This is a genomic window from Cupriavidus sp. C3SS-1 (assembly GCF_057073755.1).
In genome coordinates this window covers 3,166,075-3,187,905 of sequence record NZ_CP172699.1, presented here as the reverse complement: position 1 = coordinate 3,187,905, position 21,831 = coordinate 3,166,075, and the positions used below count along the sequence as shown (strand labels likewise).

Genomic DNA, 21,831 nt, shown 5'->3' with positions numbered 1-21,831 from the left:
GAGGGAGCCACCGGTCATCACGCCACGCGCTGCGCCGTCTCCGGATGGCGGAACTGCTCCAGCAGCTTTGCCCAGCGCGCACGCACAGCCTTCAGGTTGTTGTCCTTCACGTGGCCAAAGCCGCGGATATCATCCGGCAGGTTGGCCAGTGCTACGGCGGTGTCATGGTTGGCCGCATTCAAGCCAGCGGTCAGCTCATCCAGCAACGCACGGTATTCGCCGATCAGCGCGCGTTCCGTGCGGCGTTCCTCGGTGCGGCCGAAGATATCGAGCATGCCGCCACGCAGGCCCTTCATCTTTGCGAGCAAGCGGAACAGCGTCATGGTCGACGGCCCGAACTTGCGCTTGACCAGCTGGCCCTTGTCGTCGCGTTTGGCGGTGGTCGGCGGCGCCAGCCAGAAATTGAGCTGGTAGTCCTTGCCCGGCTCGCCTTCGAACTGCTCGCGCAGCTTGTCCAGGAAGACCGGGTCGGTGTACAGGCGCGCGACCTCGTACTCGTCCTTGTAGGCCATCAGCTTGGCCAGGTTGCGCGCGGCCGCTTCGGTCAGCGGCAGCGGCTTGCCGCTGCCCGCCAGCGCGCTTTCGGCCGCGCGCACGCGGTCGATGGCTTCGCGATAGGTGCGTGCGTAGGCCGCGTCCTGATAGGCGGTCAGATGCTCGACGCGTCGGACAATCAGCTTTTCCAGCAGCGCGCCCGACGCAGTCGGCAGCTTCACCACGTCCGCACCTTCGGCCGACACCTTCAGCTTGCCGGTCAGCGACAGCACATGCTCGGGGTCATGCGCCATGTGGCGGCCCCAGTCGAAGGCGGCCTTGTTCTTTTCCACGGCCACGCCGTTGAGTTCGATCGCACGCTCCAGCGCCTGCAGCGTCAGCGGAATCCATCCCTTCTGCCAGGCATAGCCGAGCACCAGCGGATTGGTATAGATGGCATCGCCCAGCAACGCCACGGCCAGTGCGCTCGCGTTGATGAAGTCGCACTGCGCGCCGACGGCGTTGCGGATGTCCTGCTCGGCCGACAGCCCCGGGAATTGCCACTTCGGGTTCTTGATGAACTCGGCGGTCGGCGTCTGCGATGTGTTGACCACCGCGCGCGTGCGGCCCTGCTGCGTCTTCGAGATGACTTCGTCGTTGGCCGAGACGATCGCGTCGCAGCCGATGACCAGGTCCGCCTCGCCCATCGCGATGCGCGTCGCATGCAGGTCTTCCGGCCGCGTCGCGACTTGGACGTGCGAAAGCACCGCGCCGCCTTTCTGCGCCAGGCCCGCCATGTCGAGCACCGTGACGCCCTTGTTCTCAAGGTGCGCGGCCATGCCGAGCAGGCCGCCGATGGTCACCACGCCCGTGCCGCCTACGCCGGTCACCAGGATGCCGTACGCGCGACGGATCTCGGGCAGCGCAGGCTCTGGCAGCGCGGGCAGGCTGTCCATCGCCACGCCGTGCTGCTCGGGCTTGCGCACCTGCGCGCCTTCGGCCGTGACAAAGCTCGGGCAGAAGCCGTTCACGCACGAGAAGTCCTTGTTGCACGACGACTGGTTGATCTGCCGCTTGGTGCCGAATTCGGTCTCCAGCGGTTCCACCGACAGGCAGTTGGACTTGACCGAGCAGTCGCCGCAGCCTTCGCAGACCGCATCGTTGATGAAGGCGCGGCGCGGCGGGTCTTCCATGATGCCGCGCTTGCGGCGGCGCCGCTTCTCGGTGGCGCAGGTCTGGTCGTAGATCAGGATCGTGCAGCCCGGGATCTCGCGCAGTTCGCGCTGGACCGTATCGAGCTGGTCGCGATGGTAGACCGTGATGCCGTCCGGCAGCTTGATCGCCGCGTTGTACTTCTCCGGCTGGTCCGTGACGATGACGACCTTCTTCGCGCCTTCGCTGTGGACCTGCCAGGCGATGTCCTGCACCGAGAGCTGGCCATCCAGTGGCTGGCCGCCGGTCATGGCCACCGCGTCGTTGTACAGGAGCTTGTAGGTGATGTTGACCCCGGCGGAGATCGACGCGCGGATGGCCAGAAGCCCCGAGTGCATGTAGGTCCCGTCGCCGAGGTTGGCGAACACATGCTTGTCGCCGGCAAACGGCGCCTGGCCGATCCACGCCACGCCTTCGCCGCCCATCTGGCTGAAGGTGCTGGTATTGCGGTCCATCCACACCGTCATGTAGTGGCAGCCGATGCCGGCCAGCGCGCGCGATCCTTCGGGCACGTTGGTCGAGGTATTGTGCGGGCAGCCGGAGCAGAACCACGGCTTGCGTTCCGCTGTCACGCGCGGCGTGGCGAGCGCCTTTTCCTTGGCCTCGATGATCGCCAGCCGCGCGGCGATGCGCGCGCGCACATCCACGGGCAGGTCGAACTTCTCCAGCCGCGTGGCGATGGCCTTGGCGATGATCGCCGGCGACAACTCGTAGTGCGCCGGCAGCAGCCAGTTGTTCTGCGGGATCGACCATTCGCCACCCGCGTTGTCCTTCTCGTCGAACTTGCCGTAGACCTTCGGGCGCACGTCGTCGCGCCAGTTGTACAGCTCTTCCTTGAGTGCGTACTCCATGATCTGGCGCTTTTCCTCGACCACCAGGATTTCCTGCAGGCCTTCGGCAAACGCGCGCGCGCCATGGGCTTCGAGCGGCCAGACGCAGCCGACCTTGTACAGGCGGATGCCGATCTGCGCGCACATGGCATCGTCCAGGCCCAGGTCGGCCAGCGCCTGGCGTGTATCCAGGTAAGCCTTGCCGCCCGTCATGATGCCGAAGCGCGCATGCGGCGAATCGATCTCGATGCGGTCGATCTGGTTGGCGCGCACATAGGCCAGGCCCGCGTACCACTTGTAGTCGAGCAGCCGCGCCTCCTGCTCCAGCGGCGGATCGGGCCAGCGGATATTGAGGCCGCCCGGCGGCAACGCGAAATCGTCGGGCAGCACGATCTGCACGCGGTGCGGATCGAGTTCCACCGATGCGGAAGACTCCACCACATCGGTGACGCACTTCATCGCCACCCACAGCCCCGAGTAGCGGCTCATGGCCCAGCCGTGCAGGCCGTAGTCGAGGTATTCCTGCACGTTCGACGGATACAGCACCGGCAGGCCGCAGGCCTTGAAGATGTGCTCCGACTGGTGCGCGAGCGTCGACGACTTGGCCGAATGGTCATCGCCCGCCAGCACCAGCACGCCGCCGTGGCGCGAGGAACCCGCGGAGTTGGCGTGCTTGAACACGTCGCCGGTACGGTCCACACCCGGCCCCTTGCCGTACCACATGCCGAACACGCCATCGAACTTCGCATCCGGATACATGTTGACCTGCTGCGAGCCCCATACCGACGTGGCGGCAAGGTCCTCGTTCAGGCCGGCCTGGAACACGATGTTGTGCGCGGCGAGATGCTTCTTGGCCTTCCACAGCGACTGGTCCAGCGCACCCAGCGGCGACCCGCGATAGCCGGAGATGAAGCCGGCCGTGTTCAGGCCGGCGGCGTGGTCGCGTTCCTGCTGCAGCATCGGCAGGCGTACCAGCGCCTGCGTGCCGCTGATGTAGATGCGGCCACGCTCCAGCGTGTATTTGTCGTCGAGGGAAACGTTAGCGAGCGCGCGGCGGATGGCGTCGCTGACCGGGGTGGTCAGGGGGGCATTCATAGGTGCTCCTCTATGGGGTGTGTGGTCGGGATCACCGACTCCTACATGCGTGGGGCAACCGACCTTAGCCTCTTGTGAAGGGTTCGGCAGGTTGTGTCTCTGCGGGGCATGGTAGCACCGCTGAAATTGCCGGGGCACCTTGCAATGCAGCAATACAGGCGCGCCAGCCGCCCGTGGTTTCCCGTATGGACAAGGCTTCGCGTGTACACTGCGTTGCATCCAACGCGGCGCCCGCATGCACTACGATGTGGCCCAAGGCGCCCCTGTGACGGACCGGCGCGCGCTTGGTCCGGTGCAACCTTCACCCGGCAACCTGGCCGGGAATCTCCTCCGAGCAGGACAGAACATGACCAACTCCCCCCGCCAGGGCACCGCGACCCTGGCCGTACTGATCGACGCCGACAACGCGGCGCCGGCCATCATCGAAGGACTGCTGGCCGAAGTCGCCAAATTTGGCGTCGCCGCCGTCAAGCGCATCTACGGCGACTGGACCAAGCCCAACCTGTCCGGCTGGAAGGATTGCCTGCTGTCGCACTCGATCCAGCCGATCCAGCAGTTCCGCTACACGGTCGGCAAGAACGCCACCGACAGCGCGATGATCATCGACGCCATGGACCTGCTGTACACCGGACGCTTCGACGGCTTCTGCCTGGTGTCGAGCGACAGCGACTTCACGCGCCTGGCTTCGCGCATCCGCGAACAGGGGCTGACGGTCTATGGCTTTGGCGAACGCAAGACGCCCAAGCCGTTCGTGACGGCGTGCGACCGGTTCATCTATTCCGACGTGCTGCGCGCCGAAACCGAGGTGGACGAGGCGGCCCCGCCGCCGCGCCGCCGCAGTACCGGCGAACTGCGCCAGGATTCGCGCCTGGTGCGGCTGCTGCAGAGCGCGTCGCAGGCGGTGTCGGATGAAGACGGCTGGTCGACGCTCGGCGGCATGGGCAACCACATCGCCAAGCAGGCGCCGGAGTTCGATTCGCGCAACTACGGCTACGGCAAGCTATCGGAACTGGTGGTCGCCACGGGCCTGTTCGAGGTCGAGACGCGCAACGGCGGCAACAACAAGACCATCTGGGTGCGCTTGAAGAAGCGCGGCAAGGGCGGCCAGGACGGCGATGGCCGCGCTGTTGCGGGCCAGCGTCAGCCGGAGAAGCAGCAAGGCCAGCCGCAGCAGCCGCAGCAGCAGCCGCAGCAATCCCAGACTGCGCCGCGGCCGGACAATCGCCGGCCGGTGGCTCAGGTGGAAGCCGTGGCGGCCCCGGTTTCCGTGCCCGAACCGGAACCTGTGGGCGCAGCTGTGGAAGTGGCTCCGGTTGCTCCGGAGGCCGTACCCGAACCTGCGCCCGCGCCGGTTGCAGAACCTCAGCCTCCGGTCGTCGCGGATGCCGTTCAGGAGGAACCGGCTGCTCCGGCCAGGAAAACCCGCAAGCGGTCGCCGCGCCGGCCTGATGTCAGCCTCAGCGAGACACCCTGGCCGATCGACCAGTCGGTTTTCGCTGCACCCGGTGATACGGTCTTGACCGCGCAGGTGCAGGAAGCGTTTGAAGGGTTTGCCGAAGCGCCGGCGGTGGTCGAAGAAGAAGCCAAGCCTGCAAGGAAGCCACGCAGGAAAGCGAAGGCCTGAACGTCAGGCGTCGTGCCCGGCATGCCGGGCACGATTCATCTGACCAGCTGGTTGATCTCGATAATCGGCATCAGCACTGCCAGGACAATCAGCAGCACCACAACCCCCATCGTCAGGATCAGCAGCGGCTCAAGCAAGCTGGTGAGAAACAGCGTGCGCCGCTCCAGTTCCTGGGCTTCGCCTTGCGCGGCACGGTCGAGCATCGTTGGCAGGTTGCCGGTGGCTTCTCCGGACCGGATCAGGTGCACCAGCACCGGCGGGAACTGGTTCTGTGCCGCCAGCGCCCGCGCCAGCGATGCCCCTTCCCGCACCCGGGTGTTCGCATCCTCCACATTGGCCCGCAACGCCTCGTTGGTGAGCGTCTCGCCCGCGGCTTGCAGGGATCGCAGGATCGGCACGCCGGCCGATACCAGGATCGCCAGCGTGCCGGCGAAGCGTGCGGTGTTGTAGCCGCGGATCAGCTTGCCCAGCAGCGGCGCGGTCAGCAGCCAGCGGTGCCATTCCAGCCGCACGGCGGGCCGCCTGAGCAGGCTGCGCACGATCGCGGCGAGGATGCCGATCACGATCAGCGCCGCCCACCACCAGTTCCGCACGAAATCCGACAGCGCCAGCATGATGATCGTCAGCGTCGGCAGCTTCTGCTTGGTGTTGGCGAACACGCTGACCACCTGCGGCACCACATACGACAGCAGGAAGATGACGATGGCGAACGCCACTACCGTGACGATGGCCGGGTAAGTGAACGCCAGCCGGATCTTCGACGTCAGCGCATTGCGCGATTCGATGTAGCCGGCCAGCCGCTCCAGCACCAGGCCAAGGTGGCCGGAATGCTCGCCGGCGGATACCAGCGCGCGGTAAATGTCCGGGAAATCGCGCGGATGCTGGGCCAGCGCCACCGACAGCGCGCTGCCGCCCATCACCTCGGCGCGGATGCCGGCCAGCAATTCGTGCACGTACGGGCGCTCGGACTGGTCGGCCAGCGCGCCGAGCGCTTCGTCCAGCGGCAGGCCCGAAACGATCAGGCTGGCCAGCTGGCGCGTGAACAGCGCCTGTTCCTGCGTGGACAGCCGGCGCGTGAACAGCTGCGTGCCGCTGCGCGGCGCCTGCCCGGCGCCGGCGAGCGCGTCGACTGTCAGCGGCGTCAGCCCGCGCGCGCGCAGTTGCGTGCGCGCCTGCCGCGGGCTGTCGGCCTCGATCACGCCGCGGTCGGTCTTGCCCCGGGCGTCGGCGGCTTCGTAGCGGAATGCGGGCATGGCGGCGTCCCGTCAGTCGCGCGTGACGCGCAGCACTTCTTCCAGCGACGTGGCGCCGCTGTCGATCCAGCGCTGCGCATCGCCGCGCATGGTCTGCATGCCGTGCGCCAGCGCGACCTGCTTGATCTCCGATTCGGGCTGCTGGCGGTGGATCATGGTGCGGATCTCATCGTCGACGGTGAGCAGTTCGTACACGCCCATGCGCCCCTGATAGCCCGAGTTGCCGCACTTGTCGCAGCCCACCGCATGCCATACATGCTGCAGTGGCTTGCCCTGTGTATGCAGGGTTTCCGCCTCACCGGCGGTGACTTCGATGACTTCCTCGCGCTTGCAATGGGGGCACAGCCGCCGTACCAGCCGCTGCGCCAGCACACCCAGCAGCGACGACGACAGCAGGAATGGCTCGATGCCCATGTCCACCAGCCGCGTGATGGCCGAGGCCGAATCATTGGTGTGCAGCGTAGCCAGCACCAGGTGGCCGGTCAGCGACGCCTGCACCGCGATCTGCGCGGTCTCCAGGTCCCGGATTTCGCCGATCATCACCACATCCGGATCCTGGCGCAGGATCGCGCGCAGGGCCTTGGCGAAGGTCATGTCGATGCGCGCGTTGACCTGGGTCTGGCCGATGCCGTCGAGGTCGTACTCGACCGGATCTTCCACCGTCATGATGTTGGTGGTGCGCGAATCCAGGCGCGACAGCGCCGCATACAGCGTGGTGGTCTTGCCCGAACCGGTCGGCCCGGTGACCAGCACGATGCCGTGCGGCTGGCGGATCAGGTCGTCGAAGCCGCCCAGCGTGCGCGGCGACATGCCGAGCTTGGCCAGGTCGAGGCGGCCCGCCTCCTTGTCCAGCAGGCGCAGCACCGCGCGTTCGCCATGGCCGGTGGGCAGCGTCGACACCCGCACGTCCACCGGACGCCCGCCCACGCGCAGCGTGATGCGGCCGTCCTGCGGCAGGCGTTTTTCGGCGATGTCGAGCTGCGCCATGATCTTGATGCGCGAGATCAGCGCGCCATGCAGCGCCTTCTTGGGCCGCACCACATCGCGCAGCGTGCCATCGACGCGGAAGCGCACCACCGACGCCGATTCGAACGGCTCGATGTGGATATCCGACGCGCCCTCGCGCGCGGCCTGCGTGAGCAGCGCGTTGATCATGCGGATGATCGGCGCATCGTCTTCGGATTCGAGCAGATCTTCCACGGCGGGAATGTCTTGCATCAGGCGCGACAGGTCGACTTCGCCTTCCACTTCGCCCACCACTTGTGCGGCGCTGCCGTCCTGGCGGTTGTAGGCATCGGACATGGCCCGCTCCAGCGCGTCGGGCTCCATCACCCTCAGGCGCAGCGCGCCATGCACGCGCGCCACTTCGGCCAGTGCCGCCGGCGAGGTCGCGCGGCTGACCCAGACTTCCAGGCCGTCAGGGCGCTGGTGCGCGATCAGTAGCGGCGCTTCGCGCGCAAAGCTGTACGGGACCAGTCGCGCCGCGATCGGTGACGGCGGCTCCTGGAGTTCGGTGACGGCTGGGGCTTCGCTTGCCATGATGGGGTTCAGTTGCCGCGTCCGGACGCCGTCCCGGCGAACGCACCGTTGCTGCCTTGCTGGGTCAGCGGCTGCGGCACGGGTTGCGGGGACTGCGGTGCTGTCTGCGGAACCGATTGCGGCACCGATTGCGGCAAGGGCAGCGGGCCCGGCACCGGGCCGGTATTGCGCGGGTCCACAAATGGCGTGGCGGGCGCATCTGCCGGCGGCAGCACCGGCGTGTTTTCGTCGCGCACCATGATGTTAGGCGAGATGAAGCTGCCCTGCTGGTTGCGCATGTAGTCGTAGCGGTCCGCCGTCAGGCGGTCGGCGGCGCCCGCCGTGCGCATTACATACGGGCGCAGGAACACCAGCAGGTTGGTCTTGGAGCGGTTCTTGTTCTCATAGCGGAACAGGCCGCCGATCCAGGGGATATCGCCGAGCACCGGCACCTTTTGCACGCCGTCGCCGTAGGAGTCTTCGATCAGCCCGCCCAGCACGATGATCTGGCCGTCGTCGACCAGCACATTGGTCTCGATCGAACGCACATTGGTGGTCGGGCCCTGCACCTGTGCCAGCGTGCCCGGCACCACCGATGACGATTCCTGGAAGATCTGCATCTTGACGCTGCCGCCGGCAGTGATCTGCGGCCGCACGCGCAGCGTGATGCCGACGTCCTTGCGGTCGAAGGTCTGGAACGGGGTGACCGAAGCCGCACCGCCGGTCTGCGCATAGGAGCCGGTCGTGATCGGGATATTCTGGCCGATCAGGATCTTCGCTTCCTCGTTTTCCATCGTGATCAGGTTCGGCGTCGACAGCAGGTTCACGCTGCCGTTGGTGCCTAGCGCGCGCAGCAGCGCGCCCAGGCCGAGCGCCTTGTTGACGACGCCCAGGTTCAGGCCGCCGAGGTCGGGCACCAGCTGCGTGGCCGCTGCAATGCCCGCAGCATGGTTGGCGTTGTAGGCGGCGCCGGCCAGGGTCAGGTTAACGATGTTCTGGCCGCCCTTGCCAAAGTTGGTGCCGGCGAAGACATTGTTGTTGCCGCTGTCCGAACGGATCAGCCCCTGCCACTGGATGCCCAGCTCGCTGGCTTGCGTGGAGGTGACTTCGACGATCATCGACTCGATGTAGACCTGCGCGCGGCGCGCGTCGAGGTCTTCGATCACGCCGCGCAGGTTCCGATAGACCGGCTCGCTGGCCGTGATGATCAGGGAGTTGGTGGAGGGGTCGGCCTGGATGATGCCGCCCGTGGTCGGCTGGGTGTTCTGGTTGAACGATGCAGCAAATGCTGAATTGCCATAGGCGCCGCCAGAACCGGAACCGCTGGTGCCGCTGGCGCGCATGCCGGTCTGGTTCGCCGTGGTGCCGCCGGTAAACTGGCTGCCGGCCGGCGTGGAAACGTTGGTCAGGCCGCCCGCGCCGGCGGCACCGGCCGCGCCGGGCTGGGTGCTGGCGGCAAAGCTGCTGTCCGCGGCGACGATGGCGCGCAGCGTCGCGGCCAGCTTGACCGCATCCGCGTTCTTGAGCGGCACGACCCAGATATTGCCGGGCCGCGCATAGGGCTGGTCGAGCTTTTCGATCAGCATGCGTGCCTGCTGCAGCCGCGCACGGCTCGACGCGCGGATCATCAGCGAGTTGCTGCGCGGTTCGGCCACCACGGTCGTGCGCAGGCTGCTGTCGACGCCCGCTGCGCCGCCCGCACCGGTCGCGGACGCTGCCGGATCGAGCAGCTTCTGCAGGACCAGCGCGGTGTCGCTGGCGATGGCGTTCTTCAGCGGTACCAGTTCGACCTCGCCGGAGGCCGGCGCGTCGATCGCGGCGATGATGCGGCCCAGACGGCGCAGGTTCTCGGCATAGTCCGTGATGACCAGCGTGTTGTTGGCCGGGTAGGCGGTGATCGTGTTATTGGGCGCGATCATCGGCCGCAGCACGGGCACCAGGTTGTTGGCCGACTCGTAGTTCAGGCGGAAGACCTGCGTCACCACCTGGTCGCCGCGCCCGCCGGCGCCGCCGGCCACGATCGGCGAGCCTTGCAGCTTGGCGTCCGCTTCGGGCACGACCTTGGTGAAGCCGTTGCTTTCCACCATCGCATAGCCCTGCATGCGCAGCACCGATCCGAGCGTCTCCAGCGCCTGGGCGCGCGAAACCGGCTGCTCGGTCACCAGGTTGACCGTGCCCTTCACGCGCGGATCGATCACGAAATTCTTGCCGGTGGCCTGGCCCACGGCCTTGACGACGGATTCGAGGTCGGCGTTGACGAAGTTGAGCACCACCTGGTCCCGGTTGCGCGGCGTGATGTCCGGGGGCGGGGGCACGCCAGCGCTGGCGGGCTGTTGCGCCCACAGCGGCGCGGGCGCCAGCAGTGAAAGCCCGCATAGCAGGACCACGGCGCGGGCACTGGCGGTGTGGAAAAAGGGTCGGGTGGCTTCGGTTTTCATGTTTGGTTCCGGTCGGCTCCTGGCGTAGGCAGGCATCAGAAGCTCAGCCTTGTCACATTGTTCTCTCTTCGTCCCAGCAGGCTCAGCAGGCTGTTCAGCGGGGTGGCGGCTTCGGGCTCGGCATGGGCCGTGCCTTCAAAGCGCGCCTGCCGGCCCAGCGTGCCGCTGCCATCGAGGTGCAGCGGACCGGCAATGGTGCTCAGCGCGAGCTTGCCATCGGCGCCGTTCCAGTCGATTTCGGCACGGTAGCTGCCCAGCGGGCGCAGCCGGCTGACCGACGACGATACTTGTTCGATGCGCAGCGTGATATGGCCGTACAGCAGTCCGCCGGCGAACTTGCCCTGCAGCGCGGACCAGTCCGCGCGCATCAGGCCGTCCGGGCGCAGCGTGTTGAACGGCGCGCCCACGCCTTCCAGCAGCGCGGCCGGCAGGCGGATGGCGCCGGACTGCGCGGTCCAGCCGCCCGGCGTGACGGTCAGTGCGACTGGCGCGGGCATGGCTTCGGTATGCGTGAGGACCAGGCGCGCACGGCCCGTCAGCAGCGGCCAGAAGGCCAGCGACCATTGCAGCCGGCCCGGCAGCACCGCCGCGGTCTGGCTGCCCGCGCCCGCCGACAGTGCCAGCGTGGCGCTGCCGTGCCAGATCGACCCGGAGGCGTCGGCGAGCAGCACCCGGCGTTGCGTCCGGGCTGCCACCGTATCGGCAATCCAGGCCGCCGGCAGCATGGCCAGCACGGTAATGCCGGCAGTGGCCAGGCCCAGCAGCAGCCAGCCGGCGCTGCGCCAGCCCGCCGGCTGGCGCAGCTTGCGTCGGGGCAGCCGCAGGGACTCCAGGCGTACCATCAGCTGCGGCCGCCCGGACCCTGCAGGGTCGCGCTGACATTGACCAGCGCGGTGGCGCCGACGTAGACGATGCGCGCATCCGTGACTTTCAGGCGCTGCTGCTGGCGCACGTCCTGCAGCCAGCCCGCCACCGCGCCGAACGGCGCCTTGTCGAGCTGTACCTGGACGCTGTTGTCGGCCCCGGCGGCCAGCCGTGTCGCCTTGAGGCCATATTTGCCGAGGCTGTCCTGCAAGGCCTGGGTAAGGGCCTCGCCGCGCAAGGCAGGCGCGGGGCTCGCGTTCAGGCCGCGGGCCTCTTGCGCAAGGGTTTGCATTTCCGCGAGTTCGGCGCGCAGCGCCGGCAGGCTGCGCGACAGTCGCGCCCGGCCATCCGCGGCGGGCTCCCACAGCACGGTATAGATGAGCACCAGTCCCAGTACCGCGGCGCCCCCCGCGAGGATGGCCTGCTCGCGCGGATTGCGCGCGGACCAGAACGCGTCGAACTGGTCGCGCCAGGCTTGCGGCACGCGCGGCTTCATGCGCGTGAACCAGGCGGCGGCGGGGCGGCGCTTCGCGGAGCCCTGTGATGTCTGTGGGCGGAGGTTGTCTTGGCTCGGGCTCATGATTCGGTTCACAGGCCTGGCTTGATGAGCCAGCGCGAGCCGGCAGGGCCGGCGGGGCGCGTGGCCACGTCCGTCTTGTCTTCTTCCATCTGCAGGCCGGCCTGCCGCACGGCGCCACGCAGCGCGGCGGTATCGGTGCCGGGCTTCAGTGTGGCAACCAGCGCGTGCCCGCGATATTCGAGCGCCTGCAGCGCATCCGGGGCGAGATGGCGGGCCGCCTGGCCAAACCGGTCGGCCAGCGGCAGGAAGTCGTCCGGCGTGCTGCGCCCGCTGGCCAGGCGAAGCTGTTCCACCTGCCGCCGCATCTGCAGCGGGGCATCGAGGACGGTCTGGATCTGCGGGAAGGCGGTGTGCAGGGTCTGCAGCTGTGCGGCTTCCAGTCGCTGCTGTTCGTGGCGCAGCATCAGCCAGTGCACGTTCATGCCGAGCAACTGGACCAGCACGACGCCGGCAGCCAGCGCCAGCGGCAGACGCCACGCCAGCAGGTTCCAGCGATCGGCGCGGCCCTGGGCAAACTCGAACTGCGCGAGGTCGAGCCCGGGTTCTTGCAGGCAGCCCTGGGCGCCGGCGATCCACAGGCGCCAGTCGGCGGCGGGAGCCTGGCGCAGCGCTGGCGCAGGTGCACTGGCCACGGCGCTGGCGTCGCCATGCCAGTTGCCATCGGGCGCAAGCGCCTGCCATGCGGCAAGCGCGTCATTGCCAAGCAACAGGCCATAGCCTTCATGGGGACCGGTGCGTACCGTGAGTTGCCACTGGCCGCTGCCAGGCGCGGTCGAAGGCGCCAGCGTCGGCTCGACCAGGCCTTCGGGCTGGGCCAGCGAAGCGGCCGCGGCTTCGACGACCAGCGTGGCCGGCTGCGCCGGGACGCTCTCGTCGTCTCCGGCTTGCGGCGGCGTCGCCAGCGGCAGGCACATCTGTGCCGGCAGGATATGGCGGCGTCGATGGCGGTGTTCGGCAAAGGCATCAAGTACCGCGCGCAGCCAGGCCCGGTCAGCCACCATCAGCAGGCGGCGCTGCGGGCCGCGCGCGGTCCGCGCGGCGTCGGCGTCCAGCGCCGGCCCCACGCCGATGTGGCATGGCTGTGCGTCGGTGGCCAGCGCATCTTCCACCAGGTTGGGCAAGGCCTGCTTCAGGCGCGCCGGCGGCAGCGGGGGTACGGTGGCCGTGGTGAGCAGTACGTCACTGGCGGCGAGGATGAGCACCAGGCGCTCCGCGGCGGGCAGTGCAGCAATCTGGGCGTGGCCTTCGCGCAACACTTCCGGCGCCTGCGCGGCGCCCGTGCGCCGGGCGGCCGGCTTAGCCGGGTCGCGTACGAGGGCAAACGGCAGTGCGCCAAAATGCCAGGGCTGCGGTTGGTCGTGCGGCCGGTGCGGCAGGCGAACGTACAGGGTGGTACTCAAGGTTTCCTAGCGTTGACGTCAGTGAGGCCGTGAGTTGGGGTGGCGTGCCGGGGCAGCGGGAGTGCCGGGGTACGGAGATGCCGACCGGCGGATACGGACTGGCGTGGCGCCGCTCGGCATGGCGCCACGGTCGCGGCAGCGCCGCAGCATACCTTGCCTGTGTGACTAATCCGCGTCAATAGCATTCTCCCCCGGTATCCCGGCCGCCAATATCGGTAGCAGCCCGCCTGGTCGCGCGCAAATCGCGGATATGGGTCATCGCAGGTCGGGCAGGCGGTCGGTGTCGTGGATCCACAGCACGCGCGTGGTGTTGGCGTTGCCCAGGACCTCGCCCCGGTAGACCAGCGAGACCTGCAGCCGGCTCGCCCGCTCATGGCGCACCAGGCCGTAGATCAGGAAATAGTGCGTGCGCACGTCCAGCATGGCGCTCAGGGTGCTGGTGTCGGCCTGCGGCGCCACGCTGGCCAGCTTGGTCTGCAGGTCGCCGACGTTATTGAAGTAGGCGCGGTCGCGCACGCGGACCAGTTCGCGCGCGCGATCCAGCGCCAGGTTGTTGATCACGGCCGACAGCACTTCGGGATCGGCCGTATTGGCGTTGACCAGGGTGCGCTCGGGCAGCACCGTGATGAACGGCTCCAGTGCGGTGACCATCTCCGGCGTGTAGCCGGGGATCGCGAGCAGGCTCTGGGCGCTGTCGGGCGGGCGCGGCACGGGCTGGCCGTCGGTGCCGCCTTGCGCGGCACGCAGCATGAAGCGGCCCGTGGTGTCGGCCAGCGACGGATTCAGGCCCACGGTCTGCAGCAGGCGGCGGTAGACCGCCAGCCCGGCCGGGTCCACCGTGGCGGCGCGGCCCCCGGTCGGCGTGGCGGTCCACAGCACCAGGTTGGTCAGGTTGAAGCGCGCCTGTGCGTCCAGGATGCGCCCGGACAGGAACGAAGTCTCGCCCGACTGGTCGGTGCGCAGCGCCGCCCCAAGGAAGTCCGACAGCCGGGTCTCGGCGATCGGCACGGCCCAGGGCTCGCCCAGCTCGTCCACGCTGCTGCGGCGCTGGTCGTCGCGCAGGATCAGCCGCGCCCAGTCCACGGCCGCGCGCTCGATCCACGTCGCCTGCGCCAGCAGGCGCTGGTTCTCGATCGAACGGATCTGCACCTGCTGGCGCCACAGCATGCCGGACACCACCACCACCGCCAGCGTGACCATCAGCAGCGCCGTGACCACGGCGGCACCGCGAGCACGGCGGCGGGGCAGGGACGGGAAGCATTGGCGCATGGTCACAGGCCCGTCATGCAGATCTTGAGGAAGTTACGCGGTGCGTCGCCGTCGCCCATGCGCGCCTGGACCGACAGCTCCACGGCCCGGACGACCGCGCTGGTCGGTGTGGGCGCCGCTACGGCGCTGGCACCGGAACTGGCATTGGCATTGGAACTGGAGGGATTGAACAGCGCGCTGCGGATGCGGCCGTTGTCCGCCAGCCAGCCCTGCGGATCGATCCATACGCGCGTGCCCAGGCTGTCCACATCGGACAGCACGCGGCGCACCTGCACGTTATTCTGGCGGCCGGCCTGGCGCAGTCCGAGCAGCGCGGACTGCACGGCGGCGCGGCTGTCGACCGGCGGGGCCGCGAGGCGGACCAGCGCGTTGCCGTCCAGCCTGTAGCTGAGCGCCTGCCACATTGGCGGCTGGTTCTCTTCGCGGCGGTCGCGCACCATCAACACCTGGCCGTTCCCGACTTCCACCGGGCTGGCCTGCAGCAGGTCCGCGCTGGCCAGGTGTTCGCAGTCGGACTGGAACTGGCCATAAAGCACCTTGAGGGCGTCAAGCCGGGCGTCATGGTCGATGAGCCGTTCGCGGCTGCGCGTCATGCTGTCCAGCGCGCGCCAGCCGATCACGGCCATGACCGCCAGCAGCGTGATGGCCACCAGCATCTCGAGCAGCGTGAAGCCGCGCCCGGCCGCCTGGCGGCGCTCAGAGCAGGTTGCGCGTTTCATTGGGGATGATGGTGACCAGCCACGCCAGGCGCACCGAGCGGTCGGCGGCGGACGGATAGACCGCGACTTCCACGCGCCGGAACACGGGATTGGGCGTGCCGGAGACGGTCTGCTCGCAATAAAGCGGCGTGCCGCCCTGCGGGCAGGCATAACCGCTGACACCGGGCTCGGGCCAGGTCTTGGTCAGGCGCAACGTGGCCAGCTGGTTCTCGGCACTGAATTCGGCCAGCATGCGCGACTGCAGCGCCGCGCTGGCATCGACCATGCTGCCCATGGCCCGCATGGCTGCGGTCAGCGCGACGGCCAGGATGGTGAGCGCCACCAGCACTTCGATCAGCGTGAAGCCGCCTGCCTCGCGGTGGCCGGGATGCGCGCGCTGCATCATGGCGCGCTGGCGAAGTAGCGGCCGCCGCCATCGCCGGCGACCTCCACGCGGATATCGCCGCGCACCAGGATCAGCCGCTGCGGCCCGTCGATCAGCTCGCGCCCGAAGACCAGGCGGAGCGGGCCGCCCGTGCCGGCGTTGCGGCCGCCTTCGGCGACGATCACTTGGTCCGGCATCAGGCGCCAATGACCCGGCGCGAACACATCGGTGCGCATGGGGACCCAGCCGTTGGGGGTGGATTCAAGGAAGCGCCAGCCGCTGGTGTTGCCTTCCCAGGCGATCGGCCGGGCGCCGAGCTGGGCTTCTTCCTGCGCCAGCTCGAACAGGCGCGCGATGCGCTGGCCGTCGTCCAGCAGGCGCCCGCGCTCATTGGGTGATGCATTGACGGCCACCAGCGAAATGACGATGCCGGCGATCACCATGACCACCAGCAGTTCCAGCAAGGTGAAGCCCCGTGGCCGGCAAGCGGCGGCGCGGCGGCGCGGGGCCGGTTTCATGCTGCGGGGGCGGCGTTATTCCCAGTTGCCGATGTCGGCGTCATTGCCGCTGCCGCCGGCCTGGCCGTCGGCACCGAAGCTGAAGACGTCGATCTCGCCGCGCACGCCAGGGTTCAGGTACTGGTACGGATGTCCCCACGGGTCCTTGGGCAGCTTCTCCAGGTAGCCGCCACCCTTCCAGTTGTTGGGCACGGGCTCGGTGGTCGGCTTGGCCACCAGCGCGGCCAGGCCCTGCTCGGTGGTCGGGTAGCGGCTGTTGTCGAGCCGGTAGAGCTTGAGCGCCTGCATGATCGACGAGATGTCCTGGCGCGCCGCCACGATGCGGGCTTCGTCGGGACGGCTCATGATCTTGGGCACCACCAGTGCCGCCAGCACCCCCAGGATCACGATCACCACCATGATTTCGATCAGGGTGAAGCCACGGCTGCCGCGGGCGCGGAGCGAACTCGAGGAGCGGGTGTTGGCGGAAAGGGGTGAGAGTCTGCGCATCGTATCTGGGCCTCTTGCTGGATCTCGGGGCGGCCCGCTGGCCGCGCGCCCGGCGTTCGACAGCCAGTATAACCGCCGGCCATGACTGTTTTTTGTGGCGTCCGATTCTCGCACGCCGTAGTCTGGTGGATGTCGTGGCATTGCGCGGCGCAACAATAACTTGCATTCCAAATACTGTTTATCTACCATGTCACCACGATGCAACTGACCCGCTTCTCCGACTACGCACTGCGGCTGCTTATGTACGTCGCGCGCGCCGACGGCAGCCGGCAAATCACCATTGCCGAGGTGGGGCAGCAGTTCGAGATCTCGCACCATCACCTCGTGAAGGTGGCGGCGCGCCTGTCGAAGCTGGGGTGGATTACCGCTACGCGCGGTCGCCACGGCGGTCTGGAACTGGGTCCGCAAGCCCAGCAACTGACCATCGGCACGATCCTGCGCGAGCTGGAAGGCCACAAGCCGGTGATCGACTGTGACAACCCGCCCTGCGCGCTGAACGGCAATTGCCGTCTGCGCCGGGCGCTGGATGTGGCAGAGCAGGCGTTCTACAGCGCACTCGACACCGTCACCCTGGCGGATGTCACCGGCAGCCAGACCGCCGAGTCGATCATCCGGCTGCATCGCGATTTTATGAGCCGGCGTACGGCCTGAACGGTACTCCCTGAGTCGTCCGTTCAGACGCCCCGCGCGCCGGCTTTGTTGTGAGTAAAAACATGCATTTAATTTGCATGAATTAAACGGAGCCTTACCTGATGTTGTCTGCTGCTTCCCGCCCCTACATTGATGCCAGCGTACCGGTGTTGCGCGAACATGGCCTCGCCATCACCACCCATTTCTACCGCGAGATGTTCGCGGACCGGCCCGAACTGACCCAGCTCTTCAACATGGGCAACCAGGCCAACGGTTCGCAGCAGCAGTCGCTCGCGTCCGCGGTATTCGCCTACGCCGCCAATATCGACAACGCGAGCGCGCTCGCGCCGGTGGTCGATCGCATCGTGCACAAGCATGCGGCCGTGGGCCTGACGCCCGCGCACTATCCGATCGTCGGGAAGCACCTGCTGGGCGCCATTTCCGCCGTGCTGGGCGGCGCCGCCACGCCTGACCTGCTGGCCGCCTGGGACGAAGCCTACTGGCTGCTGGCCGGCGAACTGATCGCGGCCGAAGCGCGCCTGTACCAGAGCACGGGCCTGGCCGCCGGCGAGCGCATCGCAGTGCGCGTCGAGCGCCGCGATGTGCAGAGCGACAACGTGGTCGCGCTCACCCTGGCGGCCGTCGACGGCCAGCCGCTGCGCGATTTCCGCCCGGGCCAGTACGTCAGCGTCGAAGTCACGCTCGCCGACGGCAACCGCCAGCAACGCCAGTATTCGCTGTCCGCCGAGCGCGGGCTGCCGACGTGGCGGATCTCGGTCAAGCGCGAGGATGGCGACCATGCCACGCCGGCGGGCGCCGTGTCCAACTGGCTGCACGCCAACGCCCAGCCCGGCACCGAGCTGCGGGTGAGCGCACCGTTCGGCGAATTCGCGCCGCGCCTGGACGGCCACCGCCCGCTGGTGCTGCTGTCGGCCGGTATCGGCATCACGCCGATGCTGTCGGTGCTGCGCACGCTGGCCCTGCAGGGCTCCAGGCGTGAAATCCTTTTCGCCCATGCCGCGCGCGACGGCCGCCACCACGCGCACCGCGCCGACGTGGCGTGGGCCAGGGAGCGCCTGCCGCAACTGCGTACCCATGTCAGCTATGAACAGCCGCAGGCCGCCGACGTGGCCGGCCGCGACTACGACCATGCTGGCACCATGCCGGTTGCCGCGCTGCTGGGCGCGCCCGAGACCAGCCTGTTCGTCGATGGCGACTTCCACCTGTGCGGTCCGCTCGGCTTCATGCAGGCACAGCGTCATGCGCTGATCAGCGCCGGCGTTCCGGTCGGGCATATCCACCGCGAAGTGTTCGGCCCCGATCTGCTCGACGATCTGCTGTAAGCCGTCACAGACACGGTCATGGGCCTCTGGTACGCTTGGCGCGTTCCTTTCGAGCGTACCGCGCCCATCCCGTGCAACTCTCCGTCCGGCCTGTTTTCCGTCTCGATGCCGCGGCCTGGCTGCCGCGCGCAGCGGCCCTGGTTCTCTTCGTCGCGCTTTGCGCGCTGGCGACACGCTGGATGCTGACCTTCAGCGCGATGCGGACCATCCCGGTCCCGCAAGCCGCGCGCGTGGCGCAGACCGAAGCGGTGGAGACGGGCGCCGTGGCCACGCTGTTCGGCGGCTCGGCCCAGGGCGGCGTGCGCGACGTGCAGCTGATCGGCGTCGTGGCGGATGTGTCCGACGGCGCGGGCGCCGCGATCGTGTCGCTCGACGGCGGCCCGCCCAAGGCCGTGCGGGCGGGCACGGCACTGTCGCAGCAGATTCGCCTGGTGGAAATCCACGGCCGTTCCGTGGTGATCGAGCGCAATGGCGTGCGCCAGGAAATCGTGCTGCCGTTGCAGGCCGGCGTGCCGAAGGCCGGTGCGGCGCCGCTGCCCGCTACGCCCCCCTCGGGCGCGGCGGCGCCCCTTGCCACGCCGATGCCGCCACCCGCGCCTGCACCTGCACCCGCGGTGAGCCAGCCGCCTGCGCAGACGCCGCAGCCGGTACCACCACCGGCGACCATGTCGCAGCAAGCGCCGGCACAACCGCAGATGCAAGACATCGACCCGCACCAGCTGCAGCCCGCCGTGGCGCCACACGCGCCCCTGAACCCGCTCGTGCCCAAGAACTGAGTCCGGCCGCGCTGCCGGTGCCGGCACGTATTCACATATTCGTCATCGCTTGCGATCGCTTACGCCAGGTAGCCCTTTCTGTGAGCCGCGTAACATCGTATTAAAAGCGCCAACTTCGCTGCATCGTCCGCGTTCTAATCCGTACATGCCCACGTGATGAAAAGGAGCAAGACATGCAAGGCAAATCCAAGTCGCAGATCCTCAAGCACTTCCTGGCCGCGTCTGCCGCATTCCTCGTTGCCGGCGGGGCGTTCGCCCAGGCCGCGGCGCCTGCACCGGGAACCGCGCCCGCACCGGGGCAACGCGGCGACATGCACCGCCACATGGAACACGGCGGTGGCATGTGGATGAAGTCGATCGACACCGATGGCGATGGCACGATTTCCAAGGCTGAAGCCGACGCGCTCTTCAACCGTATCGACACCAACCACGACGGCAAGCTCGACAAGAGCGAACTGTCGGCCTTCCGCAAGGCTTCGATGGAGCAACGCCGCGCCGAGATGCAGAAGGAGTTCGAGGCCAGGTTCAAGGCCGCCGACAAGAACGGTGACGGCGCGCTGACCAGGGATGAAGTCAAGGCCGGCCTGCCGCGCCTGGCGCAGCGCTTCGATCAGCTCGACGCCAACCACGATGGCAAGCTGACCCTGGACGAAATCAAGGCAGGCATGGAGAAGATGCATCAGGAACGCATGCAGCGCATGCCGCGCGGACCGGGCGCGCCGTCGGCGCCTTCCAGCAGCGGCGGCTGACCAGCCACGCGCGCCCTGTCCCGGGGCGTTGCCTGATACGGACGCGCGACCTTCGCCGGTCGCGCGTTTTTGTTTTCGTGCGTCGCGATGGTCGAAATACGGGATGGCATGCCGGAAAACCGCCGAACAACCGTAGAATGCCCGCTGCCCGTGCAACAGGCCTGGCGTCCTCCCTGGCCTGCACCCGAGTGGTTTTGCCGCGGCAGGCCGGTCCCGCGAAAGCGTGTACGGCAGACCGGTATCTCGTCATCCATTCCGCCCCAAGAGTGATCGATGCGGCCGCAAATCTGAAGAGATGCCACAAAAAATTGCGTACTTGTGCACAACTTGCTAAATTTGCGCAAAAAAATTGCCAATAAACATATTGCGGAGCAACGAAATCGTGAGCAAGGTGGAGTTGGACAAGATCGACCGGAAGATCCTTGAGGTCCTGCAGACCAACGGCCGGTTGACCAACCTGGAGGTTGCCGAGCGCGTGAACCTCTCGCCGAGTCCGTGCCTGCGGCGCATCCGCCGGCTGGAGGAGATCGGCGTGATCCGGCAGTATGCGGCGCTGCTGGAGCCCGGCAAGATCGGCCTGGGCCTGCTGGCCTATATCAACGTCCGGCTGGAGAAGCATGGGGGCGCGCCCAAGGGCAAGGCACCGCTGGACTTGTTCCGCGCTTCCATCTCCACGTGGCCGGAGGTGGCCGCGTGCCATGCCATGACGGGCGAGATGGACCTGCTGCTCAAGGTCTACGTGGAAGACATGGAGCACTTCGCGCGCTTCATGCAGGAACAGTTGCTGGCCCACCCGTCGGTCATCGACGTGCGTTCGAGCTTTGCGCTGGAAAGCATCAAGGACACCACGGCGCTGCCGGTTGCTGGCGGCTGAGCTGCCGCGCCAAACAAAAACGGCGCATCGTCACGATGCGCCGTCTGGCGTGGGGTCGGGGCTGGCCGGCGCTCGGCGACCGGATCAGGCGGTGCCCTTCTGCGGCACCATCGAGCGCCAGAAGCGCAGCCCGAAGCGGCGCGCGTCGCGCAGGTTGCGGCGCACCAGGTAGTCGAGGTCGGCGACTTGCTCGTCCAGGGCCTCGGTCAGGCGGCTCATGGTGTCTGCGGGCGGCAGTTCCAGGTAGGCGTCGGCCTCGCCGTACGCGTACTGCACCTTCATGCCGGCCTTCTTGGCGATGTGCATCATCGCCGCGTTGCGCGACAGGCAGTGCATGTACAGCGTGCGCACGCTGGTGTTGCGGCCGTGCATGGCGGCGCGCTCGAACAGCGCACTGCCGATGCCGCGACCGCGCGCGCTCTTGGACACCGACACGCCGAATTCCGCCACGCGGCCCTGCGCGTTGTCGCGCAGGTTGGCGAAGTGGCCGACGCCGACCAGTTCGAGCTTTTCGTCGTACACGCCGAACACGGAGTCGTGGTCGAAGTCGATGCTGTCGACATACGCTTCAATCACGTGATCGCCAACCGACTGGCCGAAACGGAGCAGGCGATCCTCCTCGCCCAGGGCGAGGAAATGCTTCAGCAGGCGCGACCGGTGATGGGCGGCCAACTCGCGCACCAGAACGGTGGCGCGCTGTGCGGCCTGTGCGGCGGCTGCCTTGCGCAGATCTTCGTCGGTAACGGCGCCGACGGCCTTGCTCAGTTCGAGCGGATTCACGATGTTTCCTTCCCGGTGCAATCCGGTGCAAT

General features: G+C 68.0%; 19 protein-coding genes. 6 read left to right on the top strand and 13 right to left on the bottom strand.

Annotated elements, in window-relative coordinates; translation table 11 throughout:
* Positions 1-17: 17 nt before the first annotated feature.
* Positions 18-3,611: an indolepyruvate ferredoxin oxidoreductase family protein gene (locus tag ACIGJC_RS14885; RefSeq protein ID WP_483709702.1), complete on the bottom strand. Its 3,594-nt coding sequence runs from the start codon at positions 3,609-3,611 to the stop codon at positions 18-20.
* A gap of 346 nt (positions 3,612-3,957) precedes the next feature.
* Here ACIGJC_RS14885 and ACIGJC_RS14880 point away from each other — a divergent pair, with 346 nt between their 5' ends.
* Positions 3,958-5,235 carry an NYN domain-containing protein gene (locus ACIGJC_RS14880; RefSeq protein WP_483709701.1) on the top strand — a complete coding sequence of 426 codons (1,278 nt, stop codon included), beginning with the start codon at positions 3,958-3,960 and terminating at the stop codon, positions 5,233-5,235.
* A 35-nt stretch (positions 5,236-5,270) separates the two neighbouring features.
* Here the strand turns inward: ACIGJC_RS14880 and gspF are convergent, their stop codons facing one another.
* The 11 genes from gspF to gspG form a co-directional block, all read right to left on the bottom strand.
* Entirely contained in the window at positions 5,271-6,488 is a 1,218-nt protein-coding gene (gspF, locus tag ACIGJC_RS14875; RefSeq protein ID WP_483709700.1) for a type II secretion system inner membrane protein GspF, read from the bottom strand.
* A 12-nt stretch (positions 6,489-6,500) separates the two neighbouring features.
* Positions 6,501-8,027, bottom strand: coding sequence for a type II secretion system ATPase GspE (gspE, locus tag ACIGJC_RS14870; protein WP_483709699.1), 1,527 nt, complete (start codon positions 8,025-8,027; stop codon positions 6,501-6,503).
* A gap of 8 nt (positions 8,028-8,035) precedes the next feature.
* The gene (gene gspD, locus ACIGJC_RS14865) at positions 8,036-10,444 is read right to left on the bottom strand and encodes a type II secretion system secretin GspD (protein ID WP_483709696.1); all 2,409 of its coding nucleotides are present in this window, start codon (positions 10,442-10,444) and stop codon (positions 8,036-8,038) included.
* A 35-nt stretch (positions 10,445-10,479) separates the two neighbouring features.
* On the bottom strand, positions 10,480-11,286 hold the full coding sequence (locus tag ACIGJC_RS14860) for a type II secretion system protein N (protein ID WP_483709695.1): 807 nt from the start codon (positions 11,284-11,286) through the stop codon (positions 10,480-10,482).
* Complete coding sequence (locus tag ACIGJC_RS14855; RefSeq protein WP_483709694.1) at positions 11,286-11,888, bottom strand: type II secretion system protein M; 603 nt, start codon at positions 11,886-11,888, stop codon at positions 11,286-11,288. Before ACIGJC_RS14855 ends, ACIGJC_RS14860 begins: the two co-directional genes overlap by 1 nt.
* A gap of 8 nt (positions 11,889-11,896) precedes the next feature.
* Positions 11,897-13,288 carry a type II secretion system protein GspL gene (gene gspL, locus ACIGJC_RS14850; RefSeq protein WP_483709693.1) on the bottom strand — a complete coding sequence of 464 codons (1,392 nt, stop codon included), beginning with the start codon at positions 13,286-13,288 and terminating at the stop codon, positions 11,897-11,899.
* 255 nt (positions 13,289-13,543) lie between these two features.
* Positions 13,544-14,557, bottom strand: a complete 1,014-nt coding sequence (gene gspK / locus ACIGJC_RS14845; protein WP_483711564.1) for a type II secretion system minor pseudopilin GspK — start codon at positions 14,555-14,557, stop codon at positions 13,544-13,546.
* Positions 14,558-14,559: 2 nt separating this feature from the next.
* The gene (locus ACIGJC_RS14840) at positions 14,560-15,276 is read right to left on the bottom strand and encodes a PulJ/GspJ family protein (RefSeq protein WP_483709691.1); all 717 of its coding nucleotides are present in this window, start codon (positions 15,274-15,276) and stop codon (positions 14,560-14,562) included.
* A complete protein-coding gene (gspI, locus tag ACIGJC_RS14835) occupies positions 15,254-15,661 on the bottom strand; it encodes a type II secretion system minor pseudopilin GspI (RefSeq protein WP_483709690.1) in 408 nt (135 codons plus the stop codon). Before gspI ends, ACIGJC_RS14840 begins: the two co-directional genes overlap by 23 nt.
* Positions 15,658-16,158 (bottom strand): prepilin-type N-terminal cleavage/methylation domain-containing protein, encoded by a 501-nt coding sequence (locus ACIGJC_RS14830; protein WP_483709689.1) that lies wholly within the window; start codon positions 16,156-16,158, stop codon positions 15,658-15,660. The genes gspI and ACIGJC_RS14830 overlap by 4 nt, the downstream gene beginning before the upstream one ends.
* A gap of 15 nt (positions 16,159-16,173) precedes the next feature.
* Positions 16,174-16,647 carry a type II secretion system major pseudopilin GspG gene (gene gspG, locus ACIGJC_RS14825; protein ID WP_483709687.1) on the bottom strand — a complete coding sequence of 158 codons (474 nt, stop codon included), beginning with the start codon at positions 16,645-16,647 and terminating at the stop codon, positions 16,174-16,176.
* Positions 16,648-16,845: 198 nt separating this feature from the next.
* On the opposite strand from gspG, the gene ACIGJC_RS14820 reads away from it, so the two are divergent.
* The 5 genes from ACIGJC_RS14820 to ACIGJC_RS14800 all read left to right on the top strand — a co-directional run bounded on the left by ACIGJC_RS14820 (position 16,846) and on the right by ACIGJC_RS14800 (position 21,019).
* The gene (locus ACIGJC_RS14820; RefSeq protein ID WP_483709685.1) at positions 16,846-17,298 is read left to right on the top strand and encodes an RrF2 family transcriptional regulator; all 453 of its coding nucleotides are present in this window, start codon (positions 16,846-16,848) and stop codon (positions 17,296-17,298) included.
* A gap of 101 nt (positions 17,299-17,399) precedes the next feature.
* A complete protein-coding gene (locus ACIGJC_RS14815) occupies positions 17,400-18,620 on the top strand; it encodes a globin domain-containing protein (RefSeq protein WP_483709683.1) in 1,221 nt (406 codons plus the stop codon).
* Positions 18,621-18,691: 71 nt separating this feature from the next.
* Positions 18,692-19,396, top strand: a complete 705-nt coding sequence (locus tag ACIGJC_RS14810) for a type II secretion system protein N (protein ID WP_483709682.1) — start codon at positions 18,692-18,694, stop codon at positions 19,394-19,396.
* Between the two features lie 173 nt (positions 19,397-19,569).
* Entirely contained in the window at positions 19,570-20,145 is a 576-nt protein-coding gene (locus tag ACIGJC_RS14805; protein WP_483709680.1) for an EF-hand domain-containing protein, read from the top strand.
* 382 nt (positions 20,146-20,527) lie between these two features.
* Positions 20,528-21,019, top strand: a complete 492-nt coding sequence (locus tag ACIGJC_RS14800; protein ID WP_211946200.1) for an Lrp/AsnC family transcriptional regulator — start codon at positions 20,528-20,530, stop codon at positions 21,017-21,019.
* 84 nt (positions 21,020-21,103) lie between these two features.
* Here the strand turns inward: ACIGJC_RS14800 and ACIGJC_RS14795 are convergent, their stop codons facing one another.
* The gene (locus tag ACIGJC_RS14795; RefSeq protein ID WP_483709679.1) at positions 21,104-21,799 is read right to left on the bottom strand and encodes a GNAT family N-acetyltransferase; all 696 of its coding nucleotides are present in this window, start codon (positions 21,797-21,799) and stop codon (positions 21,104-21,106) included.
* Positions 21,800-21,831 lie beyond the last annotated feature (32 nt).